The sequence below is a fragment of the Serratia sp. CY71090 genome, assembly GCF_052166845.1.
In the GTDB taxonomy this organism is placed as follows: Bacteria; Pseudomonadota; Gammaproteobacteria; order Enterobacterales; family Enterobacteriaceae; genus Serratia; species Serratia nematodiphila.
Genome location: NZ_JBJNOA010000003.1, coordinates 517940 through 541408, shown reverse-complemented (window position 1 = coordinate 541408; position 23469 = coordinate 517940). Strand labels below are relative to the sequence as shown.

The following is a 23469-nucleotide window of genomic DNA, read 5'->3' as shown; positions in this document are numbered from 1 at the left end:
GATCTGTTATGCAACGTAAACTGACGCTGACGTTGGCGACGTCGATGATGATGTTTCCCCAGGTGGTGGAGACCATCTATAGCCCGGCATTGACGCATATTGCGCACGGTTTCCGGGTCAGTGCGGAGATGGCGGCGCAAACGCTCTCTTGCTACTTTTTCGCCTTTGCGCTGGGCGTGGTGGTATGGGGGCGGATGTGCGACGTCATCGGACGCCGTCCCACCATTTTGGCCGGGCTGACGCTCTATCTGCTGGCTTCTCTCGTTGCGCTGTTCAGCGGCAGCTTCAGCGTGCTGCTGGCCGCGCGGGTGCTGGCCGCCTTTGGCGCGGCGGTCGGTTCGGTCGGGACGCAAACGGCGATTCGCGATCGCTTCGACGGTTATGAATTGGCGCGGGTGTTCTCGGTGATGGGGATCGCCATGGCGATCAGCCCGGCGGTTGGCGTGTTGAGCGGCGCAGTGCTGACTCACTATTGGGGCTATCAGGGGGTGTTCGGCGGTTTGGCGCTGTTGGCGGCGCTGTTGCTGGGCTATGCCGGTTGGCAACTGCCGGAGACGCGTCCGCAACAGGTGGTGAAGAATTCATTTTTCGGCACGCTGGGACGGATGGTCAAGGACGGGGATATTTGGCTCAGCGCGCTGTTGGTGGCGTTGTTCAATATTTGCATGTTCAGCTATTACCAGCTGGCGCCATTCCACTTCTCGGCGTTGGCGCTGCCGGCGCAGTGGTTCGGTTATACCGGTTTGGTGTTGGCGGCCGGGGTGGGCATCGGCGCGGCGATCAACAAGTTTTTGATCGGTAAGCACTGGTTGTTCCCCGCACTGTTGATGCTGGCCTGCGGATTATCGCTGATCGGCGGCCTGCTGGTACTGCTGCTGGAAGGGAGCTTGTGGTTCGTTCTGCCGATGATGCTGGTGGTGATGGCGTACGGCATCGCCATTCCCAATATTCTGGCGCGCGCGCTGCGCCATTATAAAGACTGCATGGGCACCGCCGGCGCCATCCTTGGCCTGATGTATTACCTGATGCTCGGCGGTGGCTTGGTGTTGGCGGGGCTTTCGCAGCACCTGGGCGCCGTGCTGTCGCTCAGCAGCCTCTGCGTGCTGCTGTTGGCGTGGCGGGTGGTGCACAACGAGCGTCGTCTGGCGATGCCTGAGAGTGAAAACGCCTGACGGCTATATGCTGGCTGGTTCACTCAGGTGGCCTGCCAGCAACTGGTGAATGCCGGCTATCACGGCGTCGCGCTGCGTGGTGATATACATATGTCCGCCGGCAAAAGTGCGCTGCTGAAAATCGCCTTGCGCGATCCGGCGCCAGTCGAGCAAATCCTGCCGATCGATCAGCTCGTCGTTTTCACCATAAAACATCGCCAGCGGGGCGGGGTAACCCGGCTGCTCAGGAAAAAGCAATTGGCTGGACAGCATCAGATCGGCACGGATCAGCGGCAGATAGTAATCGAGCAGCGCGCTGTCGCCGATGAGCGACGCATCCAGACCCTCGCCGGCACATAGCGCGTTCAACAAAGCGGCACGCGGCATTCTCAGCAACGCACTGTGGCGCGCCAGGAAGGGCGATGAACTGGCGGAAATGATCAACTGCAGCGGCGGCTGAGGCAGCGCCGTCGCTAACGCCAGCGCAACCCGTCCGCCAAGACTGTGGCCGAAAAAGATCAGCGGTTTGTCCTGCAGTGGCTGCAGTGCCGGCATCAGTTGATTGATGAGTGATTGGGGGTGACAGAGCGGCGCTTCGTTTGCCCGCTCCTCTCGACCGGGGTATTGCACGGCATAGAGTTCGATGTCCTGATGCAACGAGGGGCTCCACCCCTGAAAGGCAGTGGCGCCGGCGCCGGCATGAGGAAAAGCGATCAGCCGCAGGCTGCCCTGGCGCCCTGGCGTCAGCGGTTTCAAGCTGCGTGGGGCGTTGGGGAAGTGGGTGCAATGCATGGCGAAATCCGTATTTTCAGGAGGCCAAGGAAGCCTGAGCTTCCTTGGCGTTAAGGAACGCATTCAGTTGATGGCGTTCCACAATTCATCGAAGATCGGCGTGAACAGCGTAGATTTCAGATAGTCCGAACCCGATGAACCTCCGGTACCTTTCCGCTGCCCGATAGTACGTTCCACCAGTTTCACATGGCGGTAACGCCACTCCTGCAGCAGTGAATCCAAATCCAGCAGTTGATTGAGCAGCAGCGACTCGCAGCTCGAACGCGTCAGCGATTGCCTGATGATGTCGTCGAAGCCCCGCGCCGCCTGATTGGGCTGGTCATTGAGACGCATCAGATGGCCGCGTATTGCCTGCCATAGTGAAACCGGTTGGATGATAGCCGCCAATCGGCGCTGTGCCTCTTCATCACCCTGATACTGCTGTAGTTTTTTCGGATTTTCCTTGCCGAGCAGCGCTTCTATGCCGGCGAACTGGTAGGATTGAAAACCGCTGGCGGTGCCGAGATAGCTGCGAAAACGCTGGAATTCGTGAAACTTCAGCGTGCAAATCACGGCGATCTGATTCACCACGGTTTGGGTAATGGCATTGACGCGCGTCATCGTTTCGATCGCCGCCGGTATATCTCCTTCTTCGATCTGCGCGATCGCCAGATGAAGCTCATCGATCAGCTGCTTGAACCAGAGCTCGTAGGTTTGATGAGTGATGATAAACAAGTTTTCATTGCGGTGTTCCGCAGACGGCGAGGCTGGCTGTTGCAGCGACAGCAGCTGGTTTAGCTGCAGATAGCTGGCGTAATTCATGATGTCACTTTCCCTGTAGAAAACGAAAATAAGATGGGCCGGCTGGGAAGGGCATCCCCGCTCAGATCCGGCAGTTGAATGGTCAGAAAATAGTGTCCCGCCGTGGCCTGCGCGGGAACCTGAATCAGCTCGGTCACGGAGGCGTATTTGCGCCCTTCTTGCGGCCTGTCGGGGGCCTCAAGCCCCCAAAAACGGCGATGGTTGTCCATGCGTCCGCCGTCGTATAGTCGGTCGATCGACGGAATGTCCACCAACAGATGCTGGACGCCGAGTTCGACGATGCGCGCCAAGGCTTGATGGCTGAAGTAGGGCGCGCAGGACGCGGCGCGGAATTCGCTCGGCGCCTCGATCGCAATCACCAAAGCCTGCAGGTAGTCGCCCGACAACGGCGCCAATGCGTCATCGAGCGCCGCCCGGGTAATCAGCCAGTCTTCGCAGACAGCGCTGGCGTTATAGCTTTCCGTGGTCGCGTCCGCTCGCTGCGGCCTGACGCGAATCAGGGTGGCGGCGATGAACGGTTCAAGCGGCAAATCAGCCACGTTGTGCGTTTCAGGAAGAATATGGCCGATGCATTCGGTGTGCGTACCATGGCAGTGCGGCACCAGGCTGATGCGCTCGGCGTTGCAGACCCCGCCATGACGCACGCTGGCGACGGTATCACCGTAACTCAGCGGCGCCGAGTCGGCGGGGGCCACACCATAAAGGTTGGTTGAGTTATCGGCGAAGTCCAGCCTGGCCGAGAGCCGCAGCGGCTCTCGGTGGTCAAGGTGATGACAACGCCCTTGGTGGTACACCTCAATGCGTTTCATCGGCGACCTCGGCAGTTTTGCTCAAGGCCAGAGCGGTAAGTTCGCGGATCTGGCTGTGCATGATGAATTCGCGGATAGTCAGCGAGACGCCCATCTGTTGACGAATGGCGTGCAGCAGCTGCGGGATCTGCAGTGAATTTCCACCCAGGCTGAAGAAGCTGTCGCAGACGCTGATCTGCGTCTGCGACAATACTTGTTGCCAGATATGCTGCATGGCGTTTTCCGCCTCGTTGGCCGCAGGCGTGTAGTCCGCTTCGGAAGCCGAGTAGCGGGTTTCCGGCGCTGGCAGCCGACGAATGTCGATTTTGTTGTTGTTGGTGAGCGGGAAGGCCGACAGCACCACAAAACCGGACGGGATCATGATATTCGGCAAACGGGCTTTCAGCGCCGTGCGTACCGCTTTTTCATTCAGCTCTTCGCCCGGCGTTAACTGCAGGTAGCTGACGATGCGGGCCTGCTGGCCTTCACCGACAATTAAACTGAGTGACCGCTCGATATTGTCGAGGGACGATAGACTGAGATCGATTTCGCTCAACTCAATACGGTGGCCGCGAATTTTGACCTGGTGATCGTTCCGGCCGAGATACTCCAGCTGCCCCTGTCGATTAAAACGCACAATGTCGCCGGTGCGGTACATATAGCGCTCGGCGCCGAACGCCTGACGCCGTAGAAAGACCTTATCGCTCAGCGTCGGGTTGCGCCAATACCCCGGCGATACCCCTGCGCCGCCCAGCCACAGCTCACCAAATGCGCCGCTTGGCAGCGGGTTGCCGGCCTGATCCATGACCAGAACCTCAGTCTTCTGGATCGGCGTGCCGATACAGTCGCTTGCGCCTTCGTGAGTCAGATCGGCGCAGGTCGACCAGATGGTGGTTTCCGTCGGGCCATACACCTGCAGCACCCGTGTCGCGATGCGTCGCAATTGCGTCAATAGGGCCGCCGGCATCTTCTCGCCGCCGCATAGCACGGTCAGGGGGCGTTGGCTCGCCGCCGGCAGATGGTGGGCGATGGTACTCCAGACGGTAGGTGTCGCTTGAATCACGCTGGGCTGCTGTCGCTCGATAAAGTGATACAGCTTGACCGGATCCATGGCGGTTTCTCGTGGACACAGCGTGACGTGCGCGCCGCCGGCGAGCGAGCAGAAAAGTTCCAACCCAAAAATATCGAAACTGATGCTGGTCAGGCTGAGCACCTTATCGCGCGCGCTCAGCGCCAGCCGCCCGACGAAGTCGTTGGTGAAATTGTTCAGGTTGCCGTGCGTGATCATCACCCCTTTGGGGTTACCGGTTGAGCCTGAGGTGTACATGATGTAGGCCAGCGTATCGTCGGCTGGGATCGGCAACGCGTCGGCCGCTGCAGGATGAGAAACCAGCGAGTCGAAACCGACGGCGGGACTGGCCCAACCTTGCTCTGGCTCACCATCGGTCACCAGCAACCGGGCTTGCGCGTTCTCGATCATGTAGCTCACGCGGTCGGCCGGGTAGTGTACGTCAATCGGCACGTAGTGTTTGCCGGCTCTCAGCACGCCGAGCAGGAGCACGGCGACGTGGCAACTTTTCTCCATCATGACGCCGACCGAGAAAGGCCGGCTGTCGATGCGCAGCAATGCATGCGCGACGCGCTCAGACTGCGCCCACAGCTGACGGTAGCTGTACTGTTGCCGTTCGCAGCTGACGGCGAGGCTGTCAGGCTGAGTATGTGCCAACCGGCCAATGTGCATCAGCAACGAGTCACGTGAACCTGCGTCGGCGTTGACGGCCAACTGTTGCAGCCAATGTTGTTCCCGTTCGCATAGCGGGTTGAGGGCAAGCTGCGCCGTATTGGCCGGCAGGGTGAGCAGTTGCCGCAGCGTTTGCTGATAGTTGTCCAACAGCATTTGCATGCTGGCGGGATAAAACAGTTCGCTGGCGTAATCGAGCTCGATGGCGACGGCGTCCTGTTCCACACTGAAGTTCCAGGTCATATCGAACATCGAGAAGCCGGACGAAAGCGGCAAGCGATGCAGCGTGCAATCGCGCAGGTTTTGTTGGCATACGTCACCGGCGTTCTGCAGGATAGCCATGATCTGGAATAACGGATTTTTGTTCGACATCCGTTCGTATTCGATCTGGTGCAAGATCCGGTCGAAGGAGAGCTGCTGATGCTGGTAGGCGCCGATGCAGGTTTCCATCATGTTACCGATCAGTCCGGCCAGAGTGTCCTGTTCGCTCAGTCGGATACGCAGCGGTACGGTATTGACGTGGAAGCCGCTGACCTGCGCCTGATCCAGGTTATCCCGCGCTGCGATGGCGGTGCCGATGACGATATCCTGCTGCTGGGTATAACGGCTGAGCAGCAAACTTAATGCCGCGCAGAGCAAGGCGAAAGGCGTGGCGCCCAGCGCTTTGCCTCGTGACGCCAGCAGACCGGCCACGTCAGGCTGCAGCTGATAATGGATGCGCTCTCCGGCGTGCGTCGGCATCAGCGGGCGCGGTTTATCCAGCGGGAAGTCCAGTTCGCGGCAGTCTTGCAGTTGCTGTTGCCAATAAGCGACATCCGCCGGCGCAGGTGACGCGATGCCGCTATTGACGATGTCGATAGTTTGAATCTGCGGTTGCGGTGCGTCCAAGCCGTGGTGATCGTCAAGCTCGTTATAGCGCTGCCACAGATCGTTAAGGATCAGTTGTTCGCTCCAGGCGTCGGTAATAATGTTGTGTTTTACCCAAATCAAAACATGGTGCTGCTGATGATACTGGACCAGCCGAAGCACCAGCGGCGGGCGAGCGGTGATGTCGAAAGGCGTGGCACACAGTTGGCGCACCCACTTTTCTGCCGACAGCGTTTGGCCGTCCACCCAGTGATCGGCAAGGCGAATCGGGGTATGCGGTTCTGCCAACTGATAGGCGACACCGTCGGTTTCGCTGAAACGAGTGCGCAGGCTTTCATGTTTTTCATAAATAAAATTGATCGCCTGCTCAAAGCGCCCCAGATCAAGCGGGCCCTGGATGTCTATCGCCAGCGGCAGGTTGTAACTGCAATCGTCAGGATTCAATGCGCTCAGGTACCAAAGCAGGTTCTGCTGTGGGCTGAGCGGCGCGCGGCGTTCGTCGCAGATCGCGATGGCGCGCTCTGCGGCAACGGCCTTATTCTCGATATATTCGGCCAGTTTGCGCACCGTATTGTGGCGGAACAGATCGGCGATGCTCAGGTGGCAGCAAAGATCGCGTGCGACGAGCGCGACGATTTTGCTCATTGTCAGCGAGTGCGCGCCCAGGTTGATGAACTCCTGGGTGACGTCGGCTTGCGGACAGCCGATCGCGTTGGCCACGATGCGCTCGAGAATGGCCTCCGTTTCGGTTTCCGGCGGCGTCAGGCGCTCATTCCGCTCATCCAGTGGCCAGTTTTCCAACTGTTGGCGGGCGATCTTGCCATTGATGGTCAGCGGCAGCGCCGGCAAGAAAATAAAGACGCTGGGGATCGCGGCGGGGTGGAGCAGTGTGACTAACGCGTGGCGCAGCGCGTCGATCGTCAGCTCAGGCGAAGCGGGTTGCACGAAGGCGGCGAGAATTTTGCCCGAGGGCTGGCTGCGAGCGACCACGCAGGCGCTTTCAACCAGTGGATGACTGCGGACGGCGCTTTCCACTTCTCCCATCTCGATGCGCACTCCGCGTATCTTCACCTGGTGATCACGGCGGCCGACGAAAATAATGTTGCCCTGTTCGTCCCATTTGGCGATGTCGCCGGTTCGATAAAGACGCTCTTCGGCCGCCATATACGGCAGCCGACAGATAATGAACTTCTCTGCGCTCAGCGCCTCTTGATGCAGGTAACCGTGCGCCAGGCCGCTGCCGGCGATGCACAGTTCGCCCTCAAAACCGACCGGCAGTGGATTATGGTGGAGATCAAGGATGTGGCAACGGTAGTTTTTCAGCGGTTTGCCAATGCAGTTCCAGGGAACGCCGGGACGATACTCGCACAGCGAAGTGGCAATGGAAGCCTCGGTCGGCCCGTAACCGTTGCACAATCGGGTGCGCTCGGCCCACCAGGCGACGACGTCCGCAGGCGGGGCGTCTCCCATGACGATCATCGTCCGCAGTCCCGGCCACATTTCGCGGGGCAACAATTCCAGAATTGCCGGCGTAATAGTGATATGGCCGATATCGTGTTGAGTCAGATAGTCGTGCAGCGCGCCGACATCGGTATGCAGCTCCGAGGGCGCAAGATAAAGCGTCGCGCCGCTGACTAACGCGCCATAGACGTCCCAGCCGAAGGCGTCGAAACCCAGCGAGGCGATGGCCAGCACGCGGCTGCCTTGCGCCAGTCCAATGAAATCGCGGTGGTTTTGCGCCACGTTGCTCAGGCCTTCACGCCCGATCATGACGCCTTTGGGCTTGCCTGTCGTCCCGGAGGTATAGCAGACGTAAGCCAGAGCGTCTCGCGATTGAGGGAGTTGCTCCGCATGGATGTTCAGCGAACGGTAATCAATGCTTGATGGCGCAATGCACGGCGCGTCGCCGGAGTGCAATGGCGAGTCGGCCAAAATCAGCGCGGGCTGTACGTCGTCAAGAATGCTTTGATTGCGTGCCGCTGGCGCCTGCGGGTCGAGCAGTACATAGGTTTTATTGCTTTTCAGTATCCCCAACAGCACGATCAGCAGCGTCGCTGACTTGTCCATCGAGACGGCGACGACCGAACTGGCGGCGCCGCTGTGTTCAAGCAGCCAACAGGCAAACTGATCCGAGGCGCGATCGATTTCTCCATAGCTGTATGTCTGGCCATCGGCATGCAGCGCGGCCTGTTGCGGATGAGCGGCGGCGGCGTGGCGGAACAAAGCGATGACGTCGTGCGCCAGGAGCTCGGCATCGTCGGTTGCGTTGAATTGGCTCAGGCGATGTAACGTTTGAGGTTGAGTAACAATGGGCGCGGCGACGGGATCGGCCGGATCTGCCAATAGCGCGTCAAGATAGTCGGTGAACGCGTTGAAACGCATGTCGTCGCCATACAGGGTAAGCTGAGTGCCGTCACCGCAAGCCGCTACGTCGACCATCACTCGTGGCTGGGCGTAGCGTCCCTGTTTGAGCGCGCCGGTTTCATTAAAGAAGAAATGTTGCAGCTGTGCGGGGGACGTGATGTCCGCTACCGGCACCGTATGGAAGTCGGCGCCGGGTTGCCAGGTGAGATGGCAGAGATCGCTGCCGCAACGTCCCTGCATCTGATCGCCAAGACGTTCCATCAGCAATGCAGTCAATTCGCGCATGCGCGTCGGTGATTCGGCATAGTATTTACGCGCCAAGCGGTAGGGAAGTTCTTGTACCGGCGGTATACCGCCACGCGACAGCTCGACCACAATGTCGACAAGCCTTTCCTGCAGCAGGGGAAGTTGGGCGTCAGCGGCCATATCCGACAGCGCATCGCACAGATAAGCGGCCTGGCCGGCGGAGCTAAAGTACAGAGAAAAGTGTTCTTGGTTTTGCAGGGTGTCAATGTCGTTAATATTTTTTTTATTGGTTGCGAGCGTCAGCAGATTTTTTCCCTGCTGTTGCAGTCGTCGTATTGTTTCAGCGTTATTTTCAGTGGTGATAATAAGGTCGAGCTTTTCGGTTGGACGGTGTTCGAGACTGATAAAGCTAACCTGATGGCCGTATTCCCGGATTTCGTCGGTTAATAATTTACCGCAGGCACTGTCGCCGAAATAGCCAATATGAAGTAATTCCATTTTTGCTTCCTGAGAATAATGGTTTCCCTTGCGGAATATCAAAGGTGCTGGATTTTTATACCGGTTAATTAGATTGTTGCATGCAGCGCATCGGCGATAGGCAAATCAGCCAGAATGCCCGATTTATTCAGCGCCACCAACATTTGCTCCGTGACGATATTATTGGTTTCCCACGGTTTAACATGCGTTGCTGGATAAGTGTCTGCGATGATGTCGATAATTTCCGCTTCTGTCAGTCCTAGTTGGCGCAACATGCAGGCGCTGAAATCTTTGGCGATAGCGTCGGTTGCGTAGCCTTCCAGGAAAGCCAAAATCGGTTGTTGCAACGCTTGCTTGGTCGCCGCGTCGCTGTGGCGCCAGATATGGCTCAGCACCTGCTGTGAGAAGCGGGCATGGCGGCCTTCATCCGCAACGTGATCTTTCATCACCAGATAGAAGGTCGGGAAAATATCTTCGTTGTTGATCACATCGATCAGATCGGTCGTCAGCGCCTGCTCCGACAGGGACACGCAAACCAGTCGCAGCAGTTCGCGCAGACGTTCGTCCCCCATTGCCAACGATTGAGCCAGGGCATAGGAGGCCTCGGTATCTTTTGGCATCGGCAGCGGCGCAATGGACGTCATCTGCTCTACCTGATTGATCAGATCCAGCGCCACCAGGGCGTGATAGGACTCATCCACGACCACAGTCAGCGCGTCTAAGCGCATTTCAAGCGGAAAGTCTACGCCGACCGCGTTTTTATAGAGCTTGTAACTGGAATCATTGATGATATCCAACTCGATGTTGGCGATGCCATTCAGGTAATGGTAGAGGGTTTGTACCTGAATATAGCGCAAGGCTTGTTCACCGAGCGCGGCAACGCGCGGATGGAGGCACAGCGGCAGACGTTCGAGGGGGAAGAAAAGGGTTGATTGGCTGTCCTGTTCGTTGAGAAGGCGACGCGGGCGGGAGCGAACAATCGCGGCGCGATCCCATTTTTTCAACGTGGTTTCAATGAGGCTCATCGGTTAATCCTTATTAATAGAGTTCTATTTCAATATCCGATTGTGAATAGGCGCAGCAGGCCAGAATAATATTCTCTTCTAACTCCTCTTCGCATAAGGCACTCTGTTTTTCATGGCGTATATTTCCGCTGATTAGAAGTAATTTGCAACAGCCGCACCTCCCCTTTCGGCATAGGTTGGGAATGTCGATATTTAATCTTTCAAAGTTTTCAAGCAGCGACGTTTCAGGACAAAAGTCACCGATGCCCGCGCCATCAAAAATAACTTGATGACCATCGGGCCCTGTATTTTCAGACATGGCGTGTTATTCCCTATGGAAGTCAGTGAGTGAGATCACATTTTAAAATTCATATAAGTAAATTGTTATTAATAATAGGTTGTGAGTTTTAATGGGGAGTAACGATAGCTTTGGCTTTGTTTATTGTCAACAAGACACATTAAAAACATTAACATTATATTAAAGGTTATTTCACATAATATAGTTCACATTCAAACTTTATTGCCTTGATTGTTTAGCAATTCTTATTATTGCTTGTTTTATAATATCAATAAGCAAAAATCGTTGTTTAGTGAATGGAAAACAGGACGCCGCCGCCTTCCAATGATAGCCTGAGCGACAATTTGGTTTTGATAACGCAAACAGGAAGATGACATGTTGAAAACCGCAGGCTGGCTGCTGCCCGCCATCGTGGCGCTGGCGGGGTGTTCGTCATCCGGCCAACGTCACGAACAAACCCTCAGCCAGGCGCTGGCGGCCCTCGGCCAGGACAAGGCGCTGGTTGGGGCGTCGAGCGGCGTGATGGTGCGCGATGCCGAGAGCGGCGCCGTGCTGTATCAGGCGCACGCGGATCAGCGTTTGGCGCCAGCTTCCAACATGAAGATGTTCACCTCTCTGGCGGCGTTCGGCGTGCTGGGGGCCGATTACCGCTTTGAAACCCGGCTGTTGACCGCCGGTAAACAGCGTGGCGACACCTTGCAAGGGGATCTCTATCTGCAGGGCAGCGGTGACCCGACGCTGCATCCGGACGATCTCGACACCTTCGCCGCAGCGCTGGCACAGCGCGGCATCCGTCATATACAGGGGCGGTTGTTGCTGGATGCCGGCGCCTTCGATCAGACGCCATTCGGCGCCGGTTGGAGCTGGGACGATGAACCTTTCGCCTTCGCTGCGCCGATCTCGGCGCTGAACTACGCCTTTACTCCCGGCGGCGATATCAACGTGGTGCAGGTGGCGGTGCGGCCGGGCGCCCGCGCCGGCGCGCCGGGACGGGTGAGCTTCTATCCCGCCAATGACGCGGTGACGCTGGTCAACCGCACCACCACCGGTAGTGACACCGCGCTGACGTACGAGCGCCGGCCGGGCAGCAACCGGATCGTGGTCAGCGGCACCATCGCCGCGCAGGCGGAGGCCAACTCGCGATTGATTACCGTCGATCAACCGTCCCTCGTCGTCGGCGCCTTATTGCAACATGCTCTGCGCGCGCACGGCATCACTCTGCGCGGCAAGGTTGAAGAGGGCGTGACGCCGGCCGGCGCACAGCTGCTGGCGGAAAAAACCTCTCCGCCGCTCTCCCGCCTGGCCGTCACCTTCCTGAAAGTCTCCAATAACGGCTACGGCGAGATATTGACCAAGGCGATGGGCCGCAAGACGCAGGGTAAAGGGGATTGGGCCGCCGGCCTTCGGGCGATAAACGGATTTGTGCAAAGCCAGGGCGTCGCGGCCGACGCGTATCGCCAGGTGGACGGCTCAGGGCTGTCGCGCATGAACCAGATCACGCCGCAACAGCTGACGACGCTGCTGCTGGCGGCCAGAAAACAGCCGTGGTTCGCCGACTGGTATCACGCCTTGCCCGTCGCGGGCGAGCCGGGGTTGCTGGTGGGCGGCACGCTGCAAAGCCGCATGGTGAACAGCGCGGCGGCGGGGCGCGCCCACGCCAAGAGCGGTTCCATGACCGGCGTATCGTCGCTCAGCGGCTATGTCGATTCGGCGACCGGGCGGCCGCTGGCATTCGCCATCATCAGCAATAACTATCTGGTGCCGGGCGCGCAGGTGAAGGCGCTGGAGGACCGCCTGGTGGAAACGCTGGCGGCCTGTGACGCCACGGTGGCGTGCCGCTGAGCGCGCGGCGTCAGTCGCGTTTGGCGATGTCGGCGAAGCTGCCGGCCAGCAGGCGGCACAGATCGGCGGCGGCCAGTTCGATGTCCAGCCCGCGTTTGCCGCCGGAAACGTAGATGGTGGTGAACGCTTGCGCCGGGCTGTCGATCACCGTCGGCAGCCGTTTTTTCTGCCCCAGCGGGCTGATGCCGCCCACCAGATAACCGGTGACGCGCTGCGCCAACTGCGGATCGGCCATCTCGGCCTTTTTGGCGCCGAGCGCGCGGGCGACCTTCTTCAGATCCAACTGGGTCGCGACCGGCGTGACCGCCACCGCCAGGTGTTTGGCGTCGCCGTTCAGCGCCACCAGCAAGGTTTTGTAAACCCGATCGGCATCCAGCCCCAGCTTTCTCACCGCCTCGTCGCCGAAGTTGGTTTCGTCGCTGTCGTGGTGATAAGGATGGAGGGTGAAGGCGACCTTTTGTTTCTCAAGCAGAACGACTGCGGGCGTCATGATGTGTTGTCCAAAATGTCCCCGGTGGGGAAAGGGTGATAACCAGCCTTAAAAATACAAAAATCCAACCTGCCCGGCAACCTGAGCGGCTGTTACATAAAGCGGGTTGCCAAGATATTCACCGGGTTGCTACCCTGTTTACTGTAACCGTTAACACGGTTGCTATGCGTATAACTAGAATACAAGAAATTCCTCTTTGACTGGCCAATAGCGATATTGGCCTCTTTTTTACCCCTGCGGCTGCAGCATCGCCGGCAGGTTATCCTCGCCGTACAGGTGCAATGCGCCAACCGCCACCACATAGTCACCGGCAGGCAGCGCCTCCAGCTGATGCCGCCAGTCGCGATTGCGCTGATGCATCAGCACGTCATACAGCCCGGCGCTGAAGGTGGCGGGCAGCGTGTCCAGCGTACCGCGCGGTTTGGCGTCCAGCCACCAGCTCACCATGGTTTGCAGCAGCCGCGCGTTGGTATGCCAGTGCTCCAGCGTATCGCGCAGCAGCGCAATGCCGCCCTCCGGCAATTGTTCCAGCATCGCCAGCTGCTGCTGCGCGCCTTCCAGTTCGATCACCGGTTTGTCCTGCGCCCGGGCGGCTTGCAGCAGCTGATAGTCCACGCCATATTCCGCGCGCAGCCCCAAACGCTGAGCCTGGCGCGCCTGCATCATCAGCGCCACCTGCCAGCCGGGCAGGGTAGCGAAGGCGTGCGGGTCGGCACCCAGCTCATGGCACAGCGCCAGCAACCGTTGATATTCTTCGGCGGACAGGCGCTGTTCCAGCTCCGGCTGCAGCTCGGCGTGGTCGAAAGGGGAGGCGGAGTCGGTGATATCGGCTTCGACGATCAGCGCGTCGGCCTGCTGCAGCCGGGCGGCCAGCCGGGGCGGCAACGGCGACATATCGACGGTGCCCATATGGATGCTGCCCACCAGATGCAGCCGACGATCGCCAGGCAGGGTGATGTCCAACGCCGGATAAGCGTAACGCTTGGGCGAGATCAGACCGAGAAAGGCGGCGAGGCGGCGTAACAGTTGACCCATACGGCGTGGCTCCTGAATAACGGGTGCGCGTTTCAGCATGAAAGGCGAGGGGAAATCGTTATTCATGCTAAACGCTATCCGCCGCGCAGGAAAGCCCGGAAAACAGCGGGGCGCCATGACGGCGCCCCGGCGATCACTTCTGCGGTTTAAAACGCAGCAACCGGTTGGCGTTGCTGACCACGGTAATGGACGACAGCGCCATCGCCGCGCCCGCCACCACCGGGCTGAGCAGCGTGCCGGTCAGCGGGTAGAGCACGCCGGCGGCGATCGGAATGCCCAGCGTATTGTAGATAAAGGCGCCGAACAGGTTCTGCTTCATGTTGCGCAGCGTCGCCTTCGACAGCGCTACCGCATCCGCCACGCCGTGCAGGCTGTGGCGCATCAGGGTGATGGCGGCGGTCTCGATGGCGATGTCGCTGCCGCCGCCCATCGCGATGCCCACGTCGGCCTGCGCCAGCGCCGGGGCGTCGTTGATGCCGTCGCCGACCATCGCCACGCGCTGGCCCTGCGCCTGCAACTGTTTGATCGCCGCCGCTTTGCCGTCCGGCAGCACGCCGGCAATCACCCGATCGATACCGGCCTCTTTGGCGATGGCGTTGGCGGTTACCGGGTTGTCGCCGGTCAGCATCACCAGCTGATACCCCTGTTGGTGCAGGCGCTGCAGCGCCGCGACGCTGTCCTCGCGCAGCGGATCGCGAATGGCGAACAGCGCGGCCGGTTTACCGTCCACGGCCAGCAGCACCGGCGTCACGCCGCGTTCGGCCTGGGCGCGCATCGGCGCTTCCAGTTCGGCGGTCGCGACCTGATGCTGTTCCAGCAGCGCGGCGTTGCCCAGCAGCACCTGCACGCCGTCGATCTCCCCGCTGACGCCGGCGCCGCGCAGGGTGCGGAACTGCGCGACCTGCGGCAGCGTTTGCCCAGCGGCGCGTTCCATGATGGCGCGCGCCAGCGGGTGGTTGGAGCCTTGTTCCAGCGCGGCGGCCCAGCCGATCGCCTGCTGTTCGCTGACCTGATTGAAGGTCAGGATCTCCACCACCTGCGGTTTCCCTTCGGTCAGGGTGCCGGTTTTGTCGAACACCAGGGTGTCCAACTGGCTGGCCTGCTGCAGGGCGTCGGCGTCGCGCACCAGCACGCCGAACTCCGCCGCGCGGCCGACGCCTGAAATGATCGACATCGGCGTCGCCAGGCCCAATGCGCACGGGCAGGCGATGATCAGCACCGTGGTGGCGATCACCAGCGTATAGACCAGCTGCGGCTGCGGGCCAAAGAAGTACCATATCGCCGCGCTGAACAGGGCGATCGCCACTACCGCCGGCACGAACACCGCCGAGACGCGGTCAGCCAGTTGGCCAATCGCCGGTTTACTGCTCTGCGCCTGACGCACCAGTTTGATGATGCGCGCCAGCGTGGTTTGGCTGCCGATGGCGGCGGCGCGGAACAGCACGCTGCCGTCGTCGACCACCGTCCCGGCATGCACCGTGTCGCCGGCGCCTTTCTGCTGCGGCACCGCTTCGCCGGTCAGCATCGCTTCATCGAGCCAGACTTCGCCCTGTACGATTTCACCGTCGACCGGCACGCGATCGCCGGTGGTCAGCCGCAGCGTCATGCCGAGCTGCACCTCCGCCAGCGGGATATCGCGCTCGCCGTCGTCGGTCACCAGGCGCGCGGTGGGCGGCGTCAGATCCAGCAGCCGCTCCAGCGCCTGTGAAGAACGCTGACGGGCGCGCTGCTCCAGCGCATGGCCGAGGTTGATCAAACCGATGATCATCGCGCTGGCCTCGTAATAGAGGTGGCGCGCTTCCATCGGGAAGAAATCGGGCCAAACGTTGACGGCGATCGAGTAAAGCCAGGCGGCGCCGGTGCCGAGCGCCACCAGGGTGTCCATGGTGGCGCTGCCGTTCATCAGCGCGCGCCAGGCGTTGCGGTAGAAGTGCCCGCCGGCGAACACCATCACCGCCAGGGTGATGACGCCGACCAGCAGCCAGGGGCGCTGGGTTTCCGGCGTCAGCGTCATGCTGCCGCCGAACAGCCCCCAGGCCATCAGCGGGATACCCAACGCCAGCCCCAGCGCCGCCTGCCAGCTAAAGCGCTTCATGTTGGCGCGTGCGGTCTGCTGCTGGCGTTCGCGGCGTTCGGTTTCGTCCTGAATCATCTCGGCGCCGTAGCCGGCTTTTTCCACCGCCGCCACCAGCGCTTGCGCATCGGCGGCGCCGGTCACCAGCGCGCTGCGTTCCGCCAGGTTGACGCGCGCGTGTTCTACGCCGGGTACGCTTTGCAGCGCCTGCTGCACTTTATTGACGCAGCTGGCGCAGGTCATGCCGCTGAGCAGCAGCTGTACGCTGTCGTCCGCGCTGTCGGTTGCCGGAAGGGAAGGTTGCGCCGCTGGCTGAACGTCCGGCAACGAAGGTGTTGCGTCAGCCAACGGCTCAGTTTTTGGGACGACGGCGCCCGCCACGCTGGCGTGATAACCGGCATCTTCCACCGCAGCGATCAGCGCCTGCGGATCGGCATCGCCGTACACTTTCGCGCTGTCGATCTCGACGTCGGCGGCGAACACGCCCGGCACCGCTTCCAGCGCCTTGCGAGTGGTGCCGACGCAGTGCATGCAGCTCAGGCCGCTCAGCTGCAGTTCGGTATCGGCGTGCGGCGCGACTTCGGCCTGATAACCGGCGGCGATCACGCTGTCGATCAATGCGCTGTCCGGCGCCTCGCCGGTCACTTTGGCGTAATGCACGTTAACGTCCGCCTGTTCGACATCGCTGCGGCTTTCCAGGGCTTTTTTCACCCGCTGCGCGCAGTTCATGCAGGACAGCCCCTGCAATGCCAGCATAGTGGTGTGTGACATGATTGGACTCCTTGCTTAGAAGGCGGTGTTTAAAGGTTGACCGCCTGACCTGTTTTCACTAAGAAGGGAGCTTAAACCTTCCCGCAAGGGTAAGGTCAAGGCGGTTTTTACTTGCGCGGGCGTGACGGTCGTTTTGTGTTGTATAACAAGGTGTTTTATCGGCGGCAACGCGGTCAGCTTGCCCGGACCGCGCTGCCGCCTTGGGGTTACAGCACGAAAGGAATGAAACACTTAACCTGACGTTTATAGTTGCGCCAGACCTCGCCGTAGCGCTTCTCGGCCATTTTCTCGCTTTTGGGAATGGCGTCGGCGAAATACTGCACCAGGTTAGTCAGCGGTGCGATCAGGCCAAACAGGTTGCCGGCAAGCAGCCCGAAGCTGACGAAAATAAGAAAGTCGCCGAAATAATTCGGATGGCGCGCCAACCCCCAAAAGCCACTGTTCAGCAGCCGGCCTTTATTGTTCGGATCCTGTTTGAAGCGCCGTTTTTGATAATCGCTGCCGAAGTGGAACAGCGTGCCTATCAGGTAGACCCCAATGGCCAGCCATTGCAGCGCGCCCCACGGCCCCTGCAGTTGGCTGGCCCAATAGAAGGGCAGGCAGTACAGGCCGCCGAAGATCATGACCATCATCACCGCCAGCCATGGCACCTGCTGCGTGGGCATCACGTCCTTGAGTTTGGCCGCGGCGGTATTGCCGTACCAACGTGTCAGCACGATGTTCATGCGCAGCAGGTACAGGCCGACCATGACAAGGATCAGGGCTTTGTGGCTCAGATCGCCCTCGCCGAAATAGCAATAGACCAAGGTAACCGGCCCCATGGCGTTGAACCCCCACAGAAACATCGGGCGAGTGTCTTGAGCGCCGCGGCTGGTAATAAACGCCAGCAGGGCAAGGATCAACAAAACAGCGGCCAAAGCAATCCATACGTTCATTGTGTTCTCCTCAGCGGATTAGGGGGAATCGTTCCCCGGGGGCGCGCATTCGCCGGATGGCGGCGCGGTCAAAATGCTTTGCCAGCTGCGTCTGGGCGCTGCGCTGCCCCATTGTTGCAGGTGGCCGAAGCGGGCAAAAAACACCGGGGGAGCGCTGAGCGCCAGGGTTGCTGCGAGCTCGCGACGCGCCTCGGCGTGTTGCACCAGAACGCTGATCGGATGCAATCCCCAACCCCAGTGTTGCAGCGTGAGCCACAGACGTCCAAGCCGCATGCCGGTGGCGAACAGGTGCTCGGCACTTTCGTCGTTCAGACACAGCGCCAGGTATTGCGGGCCTTCCGCGACGCGTTGCGCCAGCCCTTGCGCCATATAAGCCGGCAAGCGCAGCCCGGCCGCCAGCCGGCTTAAGCGAGGATGAAACGCCACTTGGAAGAAGCGCTTGAATGCTGGGGATACCGGGCCAAACAGGTGGTGCAGGTGAAAACCGTCGTCGGTAGGCTGCCGTTCGTTGAAGCGGATGTATTGATAGGTTTCGCGCCAGGCTTGGCGATCCGAGAAATCGAGCGCGGCGTGACGAGCGGTGAGCTGCGCGACCCGGCGGCGAGCGCGTTCGTCACCTGCGATACTGAGCGAACTCGCCGTTCCGTCGAACAAGGTTTGCAGCTGCATCCGCTGCGCTTCATTGATTGGCGTAGGCTGATAGGCCGCCCGTGCGGTATGCCGCTCGCCGATCAGCTGCGCCAATTGGCGATGGGCGGCGCGATCGGGCGCGGCAGGCGCGGCGGGGGCAAAGCTCAGTAAATGCGTGGGGCCATGCTCCCAACGCCAGGCGAGAGGCGTGCCTGCACAGTTGAGCAGCGCGCTGAGGTACTCGAAGAAAATCCCGCAGCTCATCAGCATCTCGCGTTCCAGCGAAGGCAGACTCTGCAAGGCGCGACGGCGGTCGATAGCCAACCGGCCACATCGGGCGTCGGCGTCATAGTGGAGAGACCAGGGTTGGCAGTTGTGTGAAGAGGGCGCCTGCCGCGCGATGTCCACGGCCTGTTGCAGCGCCGCGGCGAAAAGGTCTTGGGTCATGATAAGGCTCCGAAAGCGGAAGGGGCGGGCAGGGAAAATACGGTAACGTTCGCTCTGAACGACATGCTTTCCTCCGCCGGAAAGCAGAGTGCGCATGCCCAGTCCAGGCTGCGCCACAGCCAGAAGCGTCTGCTCGCCAAACTGCCGTCTGCGCTTGAGACCAACCCCGTGTGCCAGTCGATGCCGAGCGTCCGCAATTCGTAGGGCAGGCCGCGGCCGTGGCTTTTTAAAAATGCTTCGCGAATGGCCCAGACGGCGCAGGCCTGTATGCGTCCCAATCGCTGCTCCGCCTCGCCAAAGGCCCAGCGCAGCGCCGCGCCGGAGAAGGGGCGATAATGCTGCAGATCGATGCCGAGCGGGATATCGCCGGTGGCGCTGGCGTACCAGGCATGCGAATGGCTGAGAGAAACGTGGCGGCGTCCCAGCAGGAGGTGTTCGCCGAACGGTTGTCCACTCGCCTCATGGCGCAGCGTAAAGCCGGTCGCGTCCCCCCGGCACCATGTCCGGTTCAGCAGCGCGATGGCCTGTGCCCGCGCGTGGTTTTTCACCGCCGACAGATGCCGCAATCCCCGAACGGCGGCGCAGCGGTGGGGGCCGCCCAGCGCGATGACGATACGCGGCGCCACGCTAAGCTCGATAACCATCGGCGATGCGTTCTCCGCTGATTTCGTCAACGACTTCCGCCAACTGATTAAAGCGTTCAACCAGGCTTTGAAACAGCGGGGTTTGCATCTCGCGCTCGAACATTTTCAGCGAGTTCAGCTGAATGATTTCGATAAAGTGAAACGGCGCCTCCGCCGAAGGGCTGACTTCGATGACATCGAAGGCGCGTACCGCATCGAGGTGGCGGCAAGCCTGGTAATCGGTCGTCTCCACCCAGTCGCGAAACGCGGCGCGGTGGGCGATGTCTTTTAGCCGAATCTTATGGACGATAATGTGCATCTGGGCGGCCTTTTTAAATGGGTTGATGGATAAGCAAATGGTAATTGATGCCACCGGTGCCAAAGCCGTTGATCGCCGCCCGACGCCCGTCTTCACCCTGTGGCCAGTCGAGCGCGATTTGCGGGATTTCGGCCGGGATCGCCGCCAGCGGCAGTTCGGCATTCAATGTCGCCACCGGCGTGGGCGGGATTTGACCGTGTTCGAAAGCGCTCAGCACTTTGCACAGGCTGAGCGCGCCGGCGCCGGCGAAACAGTGGCCGAAGTTGTACTTCACTGAACCGATGTACAAAGGGGCGCGCGCGGCGCGGCGATACCCCTGATGCAATGACGCGACTTCTGCCCGATCGCCCAGTTCGGTGCCGGTGCCGTGCGCTTCGAGATACTGTATCTGGCGCGCTTCGACGGCGCTCAGGCTCTGGGTTTTTTCGATTGCCAACGCCTGGCCCTCGGGATCGGGCGCGGTCATGGAATAGCTGTCGCAAGATCCCGATATCGCTTCGATGGTGGCGATGGCCCGCGATGTCGCCTGGCCGGTCAGAATGAAGAAGCCGCCACCGTCGCCGGGAGTAAAACCGTCGGCTTGTCGGGCGAAAGGTCGCATACGCGAAGCGGAAAGCATCATTTGCGCGCTGCACAGCACCATATCGCGTTCGAGCGTCGCCGTTTCTATGCCGCCGACGAGCACCGCATCGTAGCGGCCGGCCTGTAACGCCCTGACCGCATTGTGCAAGGCGGCCAGCGAACTGGCGCAGGCCGCCTCGACCGCGTAGCAGTCCGCCTCGACGCCGAGCTGTTGCGCCAACAGCTGTGCGGTGCCGAGGCCGCAGGCGCCATGCCAGCTCCAGCGGTTGATCGCGGGTTGGGGCGGTGGCGAAAGGGGGACGCCGGCGGAAGGCAACGCCGGCCACAGCGCGCTCATGGCCTGCTGTCGATCGGCGCTCAAAGACAGGTTGCTGGCGACGATAATGGCGATGCGTTCAAAGCGTCGCAGGCTGTCGGGCCACGCCGCGCAGCCGTTGAGGGCGTGCAGTTGTGTGACGTCGAGGCGCTGCTTTTTGGCCGGCATCATAGGCCGCGTCAGCTCAAGCCGCACCGGATCGTGCGTTGGGAAGCACATGGCATGAGCGGTGTAGGCGCTGAGCTTTTGCGGCGTGGGGCGCACGAAGGCGCCGGGGTGCAACTGCTCGGGGCTGTGATCGCGCAGGGCGTCCTCACCGTTGCGCAAGGCCTGCCAGAAACGCGCTTTATCCAGCCCCTGCGCGGTGATGGGCTGATAGTCGATGATGCTGATGCGTGGCGAAGCCGTCGGTTTTAATGAGGGGGGAGACGCCGCGTCAATCCGCCAGCGATAGCCGGTGAACGAGTGGCCGGCGCACGTCTGTTGCCGTTGCAACAGCATGTCGAGGAGATGGCAGAAAACCTGATTGGCGCCGGCAAAATAGCCGGCGCTCGGCGCGGCATCCTGTCGTTCGGCGATCAGGGTCGACAATTGTGCGATCGCTGGCCATCCCTGTTCCTGAGCGACGTCCAGCGGGCAAACGACCAGGCTGATCGCCCCCTCCAGCCAACAGGCCGAAGAGGAAACGCCCTGCGCCAACAGCATGTCCGCCTGGGGTTGATGGTGGAAGCATTGTACGGCGGTCAGCACCGCCATGCGGCTGTCGGCATGGCGAAAACAGTCTTGCGCCAACTGCAGCAAGCGCAGGCCGCCCAGATCGGCGCCGTCGAGGGTTTGGCATTTACCGCGCGTGCGGGCGAAATGGGCGATGCGCGCGGGAATGCTGGAGGCCATTTCCCCTACGCGATCGTGGGATGAACTGCCGAACGCCTGGGCCAGCGGCTGTTTGTAATCGTCAATCCGGCGCATGACCGCTGCCGGTGAGAGCCCCTGAGCGTCAAGCCGTTCGGCCAGCCTGCGCAGCGCGCCGATTTTGGTGGCGTTGCGATAGGCCGCATCACTGCCCAAATGGGTGGCGCAAAATTGATCGCAGCGGTCGCGCAACGCGTCGGATAACGTCAGATGCTGCATGGCGGCGGAGGCGGCCTGCAGCGCCAGGCGGGTCTCGCGGCTGACCGCCAGTCGAAACAGCGGCGGGATGGCGAATTTTTTGAAATCAAACGCGGCGTCGTCGATCTGGCGACCGCGGATCGGCGCGGCCGCATCGCTCCACGGCATCGGCGGCGGGGCGTCGAACAGCGCCGACCAGGCGGCGCCGTTGGACAGATCGATACGATCGATGCCGGGCAGTGCGCAGCCGATGCCGACCAGCGCCAGCGGCGCGGCATGAATTTCCTGGTTCATCGCGCGTTCACCTCGGACAAACGTCCTCTGTCCACCTTGCCGTTGGCGTTGGTGGGCAGGCTGTCGGCGACCACCAGTTGGCTGGGGAGCATATAGGCGGGCAGCCTGGGCTGCAGGAACTGCTTGAGCTCCAGCAGGTTGGGGCGGAGCGCGCCGGGATGGAGGGTGATCACGGCGATCAGTTTTTGCTTCAGCTCGCCGAGCTCGACATACAGTGCGGCCTGGCTGACCGAGGGATGGTGATGAAGGATCGATTCAATCTCACCCAATTCCACCCGGTAGCCGTTGATTTTCACCATGTCGTCCAGCCGGCCGCGGTAGACCAGCCCATTCGCCGTCGTCTCCACCCAGTCGCCGGTCGCGTGGCATTGGCGCGGATGCCATTGCGCTTGCCGCGATGAGGCGACGTTGCTGTAGCCGGGGGTAACGCACGGCCCGCCGATCAGCAATTCTCCGCGTCGGCCCGGCGTACCGTCAATCGGCTGCAGGCGCCCCTGTTCATCGACCAACTGCGCCGTCAAGCCGGGCAGCGGATGGCCGATGGGGATCTGCTCCAGCGTCGCCAACTGCGTTCGATCCAGCGCGTAGGCGGTGCAGACATTGGTTTCCGTCGGGCCATACCAGTTGCTGACGCGGCACCGGGCCGGCAGATGCGCAACCAGACGCCTCAGCGCGGCGGCCGGATAAGGCTCACCGGCGAACGTGACCTGGCGCAGCGTTTTCACCGTCGACGGCGCCAGCAACGCGCTCTTTTCCAGCATGGCTAAAATCGAAGGCACGCTGTACCACAGAGTGACGCCGTGCGTTTGCAATCCGCGAACGAGAGCCTGGCAATCTTTCTGTTCATCTTCGCGCACGATCCAGGTCGCGGCGCCGGCGCAAACGCCGGCGAACAGATCGAAGGTGCTCAGATCAAAGGCGAAACTGGCATGATTGGCCAGCACGTCGCGCGCCGTCAGTTGTGTATCGCTGACGGCCCAGCCGATGAAAAACGTCAGCATGTCATGGGTGATTTGCACCCCTTTCGGGGTGCCTGTGGAGCCTGAAGTATAGAGAATGGCGGCGAGGGGGGAGCCGAGCGCGATGATCGCTTCCGGCCAGGCGCCATCGAGATCGGTGCGGCCATCGAGCGCGCTCAACCAGCCCTCATCGACGATCAGCGCGGGTGAGGCGGCGGCGATAATGCGTTCGATGCGCGCCGTCGGTTGGCTGAAATCGATAGGGACATAGTGGTTGCCGCTCAGCCAACATGCGTACATGGCGGCGACGGCGTCGGGCCCTTTCTGCAGGTTGAGCAGCACGGCCTGCTGCTTCAACCCGGCATTTCGCAGCGCCGCCGCCATCATGCAGGCGCGATCGGCCAGGCGACGATAGCTCCAGCGCCGATCGCCGCACAGCAGAGCGGTGCTTTCCGGCGCTTGGCGGGCGTGCCGGAACAGGGCCTCCAGTATCGGTGAAATGAAGGTTGCCAT

At 61.0% G+C, this 23469-nt stretch carries 18 protein-coding genes; 3 read left to right on the top strand and 15 right to left on the bottom strand.

Going from position 1 to position 23469, the window contains the following annotated elements; all coding sequences use genetic code 11:
- The first annotated feature begins 8 nt into the window (after positions 1 to 8).
- A complete protein-coding gene (locus ACJ8OK_RS08975) occupies positions 9 to 1172 on the top strand; it encodes a multidrug effflux MFS transporter (RefSeq protein ID WP_082997052.1) in 1164 nt (387 codons plus the stop codon).
- A gap of 3 nt (positions 1173 to 1175) precedes the next feature.
- Here the strand turns inward: ACJ8OK_RS08975 and ACJ8OK_RS08970 are convergent, their stop codons facing one another.
- From ACJ8OK_RS08970 to ACJ8OK_RS08955, 4 genes are all read right to left on the bottom strand, one after another.
- Positions 1176 to 1907, bottom strand: coding sequence for a thioesterase II family protein (locus ACJ8OK_RS08970; protein WP_161800771.1), 732 nt, complete (start codon positions 1905 to 1907; stop codon positions 1176 to 1178).
- A gap of 99 nt (positions 1908 to 2006) precedes the next feature.
- Positions 2007 to 2744, bottom strand: coding sequence for a tryptophan 2,3-dioxygenase family protein (locus ACJ8OK_RS08965; protein WP_033633975.1), 738 nt, complete (start codon positions 2742 to 2744; stop codon positions 2007 to 2009).
- A complete protein-coding gene (locus ACJ8OK_RS08960) occupies positions 2741 to 3553 on the bottom strand; it encodes a cyclase family protein (protein WP_442530536.1) in 813 nt (270 codons plus the stop codon). Before ACJ8OK_RS08960 ends, ACJ8OK_RS08965 begins: the two co-directional genes overlap by 4 nt.
- Positions 3540 to 8930 carry an amino acid adenylation domain-containing protein gene (locus tag ACJ8OK_RS08955; protein WP_442530535.1) on the bottom strand — a complete coding sequence of 1797 codons (5391 nt, stop codon included), beginning with the start codon at positions 8928 to 8930 and terminating at the stop codon, positions 3540 to 3542. Before ACJ8OK_RS08955 ends, ACJ8OK_RS08960 begins: the two co-directional genes overlap by 14 nt.
- Between ACJ8OK_RS08955 and ACJ8OK_RS08950 the strand changes: the two genes are divergently transcribed.
- Entirely contained in the window at positions 8913 to 9197 is a 285-nt protein-coding gene (locus tag ACJ8OK_RS08950) for a hypothetical protein (RefSeq protein ID WP_161800773.1), read from the top strand. The two genes, ACJ8OK_RS08955 and ACJ8OK_RS08950, sit on opposite strands and share 18 nt — an antisense overlap.
- Before the next feature lie 119 nt (positions 9198 to 9316).
- Here ACJ8OK_RS08950 and ACJ8OK_RS08945 read toward each other — a convergent pair whose 3' ends face one another.
- Positions 9317 to 10252 (bottom strand): diiron oxygenase, encoded by a 936-nt coding sequence (locus ACJ8OK_RS08945; RefSeq protein ID WP_033633971.1) that lies wholly within the window; start codon positions 10250 to 10252, stop codon positions 9317 to 9319.
- Between the two features lie 13 nt (positions 10253 to 10265).
- Positions 10266 to 10550: a 2Fe-2S iron-sulfur cluster-binding protein gene (locus ACJ8OK_RS08940; protein WP_072010128.1), complete on the bottom strand. Its 285-nt coding sequence runs from the start codon at positions 10548 to 10550 to the stop codon at positions 10266 to 10268.
- Positions 10551 to 10904: 354 nt separating this feature from the next.
- Here ACJ8OK_RS08940 and dacB point away from each other — a divergent pair, with 354 nt between their 5' ends.
- Positions 10905 to 12371 carry a D-alanyl-D-alanine carboxypeptidase/D-alanyl-D-alanine endopeptidase gene (dacB, locus tag ACJ8OK_RS08935; RefSeq protein WP_033633970.1) on the top strand — a complete coding sequence of 489 codons (1467 nt, stop codon included), beginning with the start codon at positions 10905 to 10907 and terminating at the stop codon, positions 12369 to 12371.
- 10 nt (positions 12372 to 12381) lie between these two features.
- Here dacB and ybaK read toward each other — a convergent pair whose 3' ends face one another.
- From ybaK to pigI, 9 genes are all read right to left on the bottom strand, one after another.
- Positions 12382 to 12861, bottom strand: a complete 480-nt coding sequence (gene ybaK / locus ACJ8OK_RS08930; RefSeq protein WP_033633969.1) for a Cys-tRNA(Pro)/Cys-tRNA(Cys) deacylase YbaK — start codon at positions 12859 to 12861, stop codon at positions 12382 to 12384.
- Between the two features lie 228 nt (positions 12862 to 13089).
- Positions 13090 to 13896, bottom strand: a complete 807-nt coding sequence (locus ACJ8OK_RS08925; protein ID WP_015376874.1) for a TraB/GumN family protein — start codon at positions 13894 to 13896, stop codon at positions 13090 to 13092.
- A gap of 133 nt (positions 13897 to 14029) precedes the next feature.
- Positions 14030 to 16741 (bottom strand): copper-exporting P-type ATPase CopA, encoded by a 2712-nt coding sequence (gene copA / locus ACJ8OK_RS08920; protein WP_033633968.1) that lies wholly within the window; start codon positions 16739 to 16741, stop codon positions 14030 to 14032.
- Between the two features lie 206 nt (positions 16742 to 16947).
- Entirely contained in the window at positions 16948 to 17676 is a 729-nt protein-coding gene (locus tag ACJ8OK_RS08915) for a DUF1295 domain-containing protein (RefSeq protein ID WP_021504656.1), read from the bottom strand.
- A gap of 18 nt (positions 17677 to 17694) precedes the next feature.
- A complete protein-coding gene (locus ACJ8OK_RS08910; protein ID WP_088381301.1) occupies positions 17695 to 18753 on the bottom strand; it encodes a prodigiosin biosynthesis protein PigM in 1059 nt (352 codons plus the stop codon).
- Complete coding sequence (locus tag ACJ8OK_RS08905; protein ID WP_033633966.1) at positions 18750 to 19397, bottom strand: 4'-phosphopantetheinyl transferase; 648 nt, start codon at positions 19395 to 19397, stop codon at positions 18750 to 18752. The genes ACJ8OK_RS08910 and ACJ8OK_RS08905 overlap by 4 nt, the downstream gene beginning before the upstream one ends.
- Positions 19381 to 19695, bottom strand: a complete 315-nt coding sequence (locus tag ACJ8OK_RS08900) for a RedY-like protein (RefSeq protein WP_004940233.1) — start codon at positions 19693 to 19695, stop codon at positions 19381 to 19383. Before ACJ8OK_RS08900 ends, ACJ8OK_RS08905 begins: the two co-directional genes overlap by 17 nt.
- Positions 19696 to 19708: 13 nt before the next feature.
- Positions 19709 to 21997, bottom strand: coding sequence for a polyketide synthase (locus tag ACJ8OK_RS08895; RefSeq protein ID WP_033633965.1), 2289 nt, complete (start codon positions 21995 to 21997; stop codon positions 19709 to 19711).
- Positions 21994 to 23469 carry an L-proline--[L-prolyl-carrier protein] ligase PigI gene (pigI, locus tag ACJ8OK_RS08890; RefSeq protein WP_241005084.1) on the bottom strand — a complete coding sequence of 492 codons (1476 nt, stop codon included), beginning with the start codon at positions 23467 to 23469 and terminating at the stop codon, positions 21994 to 21996. The genes ACJ8OK_RS08895 and pigI overlap by 4 nt, the downstream gene beginning before the upstream one ends.

Bases quoted from the DNA above. Each gene is read 5' to 3' on its own strand.
- ACJ8OK_RS08925 (WP_015376874.1), bottom strand. From the start codon at position 13,896: ATGGGTCAACTGTTACGCCGCCTCGCCGCCTTTCTCGGTCTGATCTCG.
- ACJ8OK_RS08975 (WP_082997052.1), top strand. From the start codon at position 9: ATGCAACGTAAACTGACGCTGACGTTGGCGACGTCGATGATGATGTTT.
- copA (WP_033633968.1), bottom strand. From the start codon at position 16,741: ATGTCACACACCACTATGCTGGCATTGCAGGGGCTGTCCTGCATGAAC.
- ACJ8OK_RS08960 (WP_442530536.1), bottom strand. From the start codon at position 3,553: ATGAAACGCATTGAGGTGTACCACCAAGGGCGTTGTCATCACCTTGAC.
- ACJ8OK_RS08910 (WP_088381301.1), bottom strand. From the start codon at position 18,753: ATGACCCAAGACCTTTTCGCCGCGGCGCTGCAACAGGCCGTGGACATC.
- dacB (WP_033633970.1), top strand. From the start codon at position 10,905: ATGTTGAAAACCGCAGGCTGGCTGCTGCCCGCCATCGTGGCGCTGGCG.
- ACJ8OK_RS08905 (WP_033633966.1), bottom strand. From the start codon at position 19,397: ATGGTTATCGAGCTTAGCGTGGCGCCGCGTATCGTCATCGCGCTGGGC.
- ACJ8OK_RS08900 (WP_004940233.1), bottom strand. From the start codon at position 19,695: ATGCACATTATCGTCCATAAGATTCGGCTAAAAGACATCGCCCACCGC.
- ACJ8OK_RS08915 (WP_021504656.1), bottom strand. From the start codon at position 17,676: ATGAACGTATGGATTGCTTTGGCCGCTGTTTTGTTGATCCTTGCCCTG.
- ACJ8OK_RS08965 (WP_033633975.1), bottom strand. From the start codon at position 2,744: ATGAATTACGCCAGCTATCTGCAGCTAAACCAGCTGCTGTCGCTGCAA.
- pigI (WP_241005084.1), bottom strand. From the start codon at position 23,469: ATGGCAACCTTCATTTCACCGATACTGGAGGCCCTGTTCCGGCACGCC.
- ACJ8OK_RS08895 (WP_033633965.1), bottom strand. From the start codon at position 21,997: ATGAACCAGGAAATTCATGCCGCGCCGCTGGCGCTGGTCGGCATCGGC.
- ACJ8OK_RS08945 (WP_033633971.1), bottom strand. From the start codon at position 10,252: ATGAGCCTCATTGAAACCACGTTGAAAAAATGGGATCGCGCCGCGATT.
- ACJ8OK_RS08955 (WP_442530535.1), bottom strand. From the start codon at position 8,930: ATGGCCGCTGACGCCCAACTTCCCCTGCTGCAGGAAAGGCTTGTCGAC.
- ACJ8OK_RS08940 (WP_072010128.1), bottom strand. From the start codon at position 10,550: ATGTCTGAAAATACAGGGCCCGATGGTCATCAAGTTATTTTTGATGGC.
- ybaK (WP_033633969.1), bottom strand. From the start codon at position 12,861: ATGACGCCCGCAGTCGTTCTGCTTGAGAAACAAAAGGTCGCCTTCACC.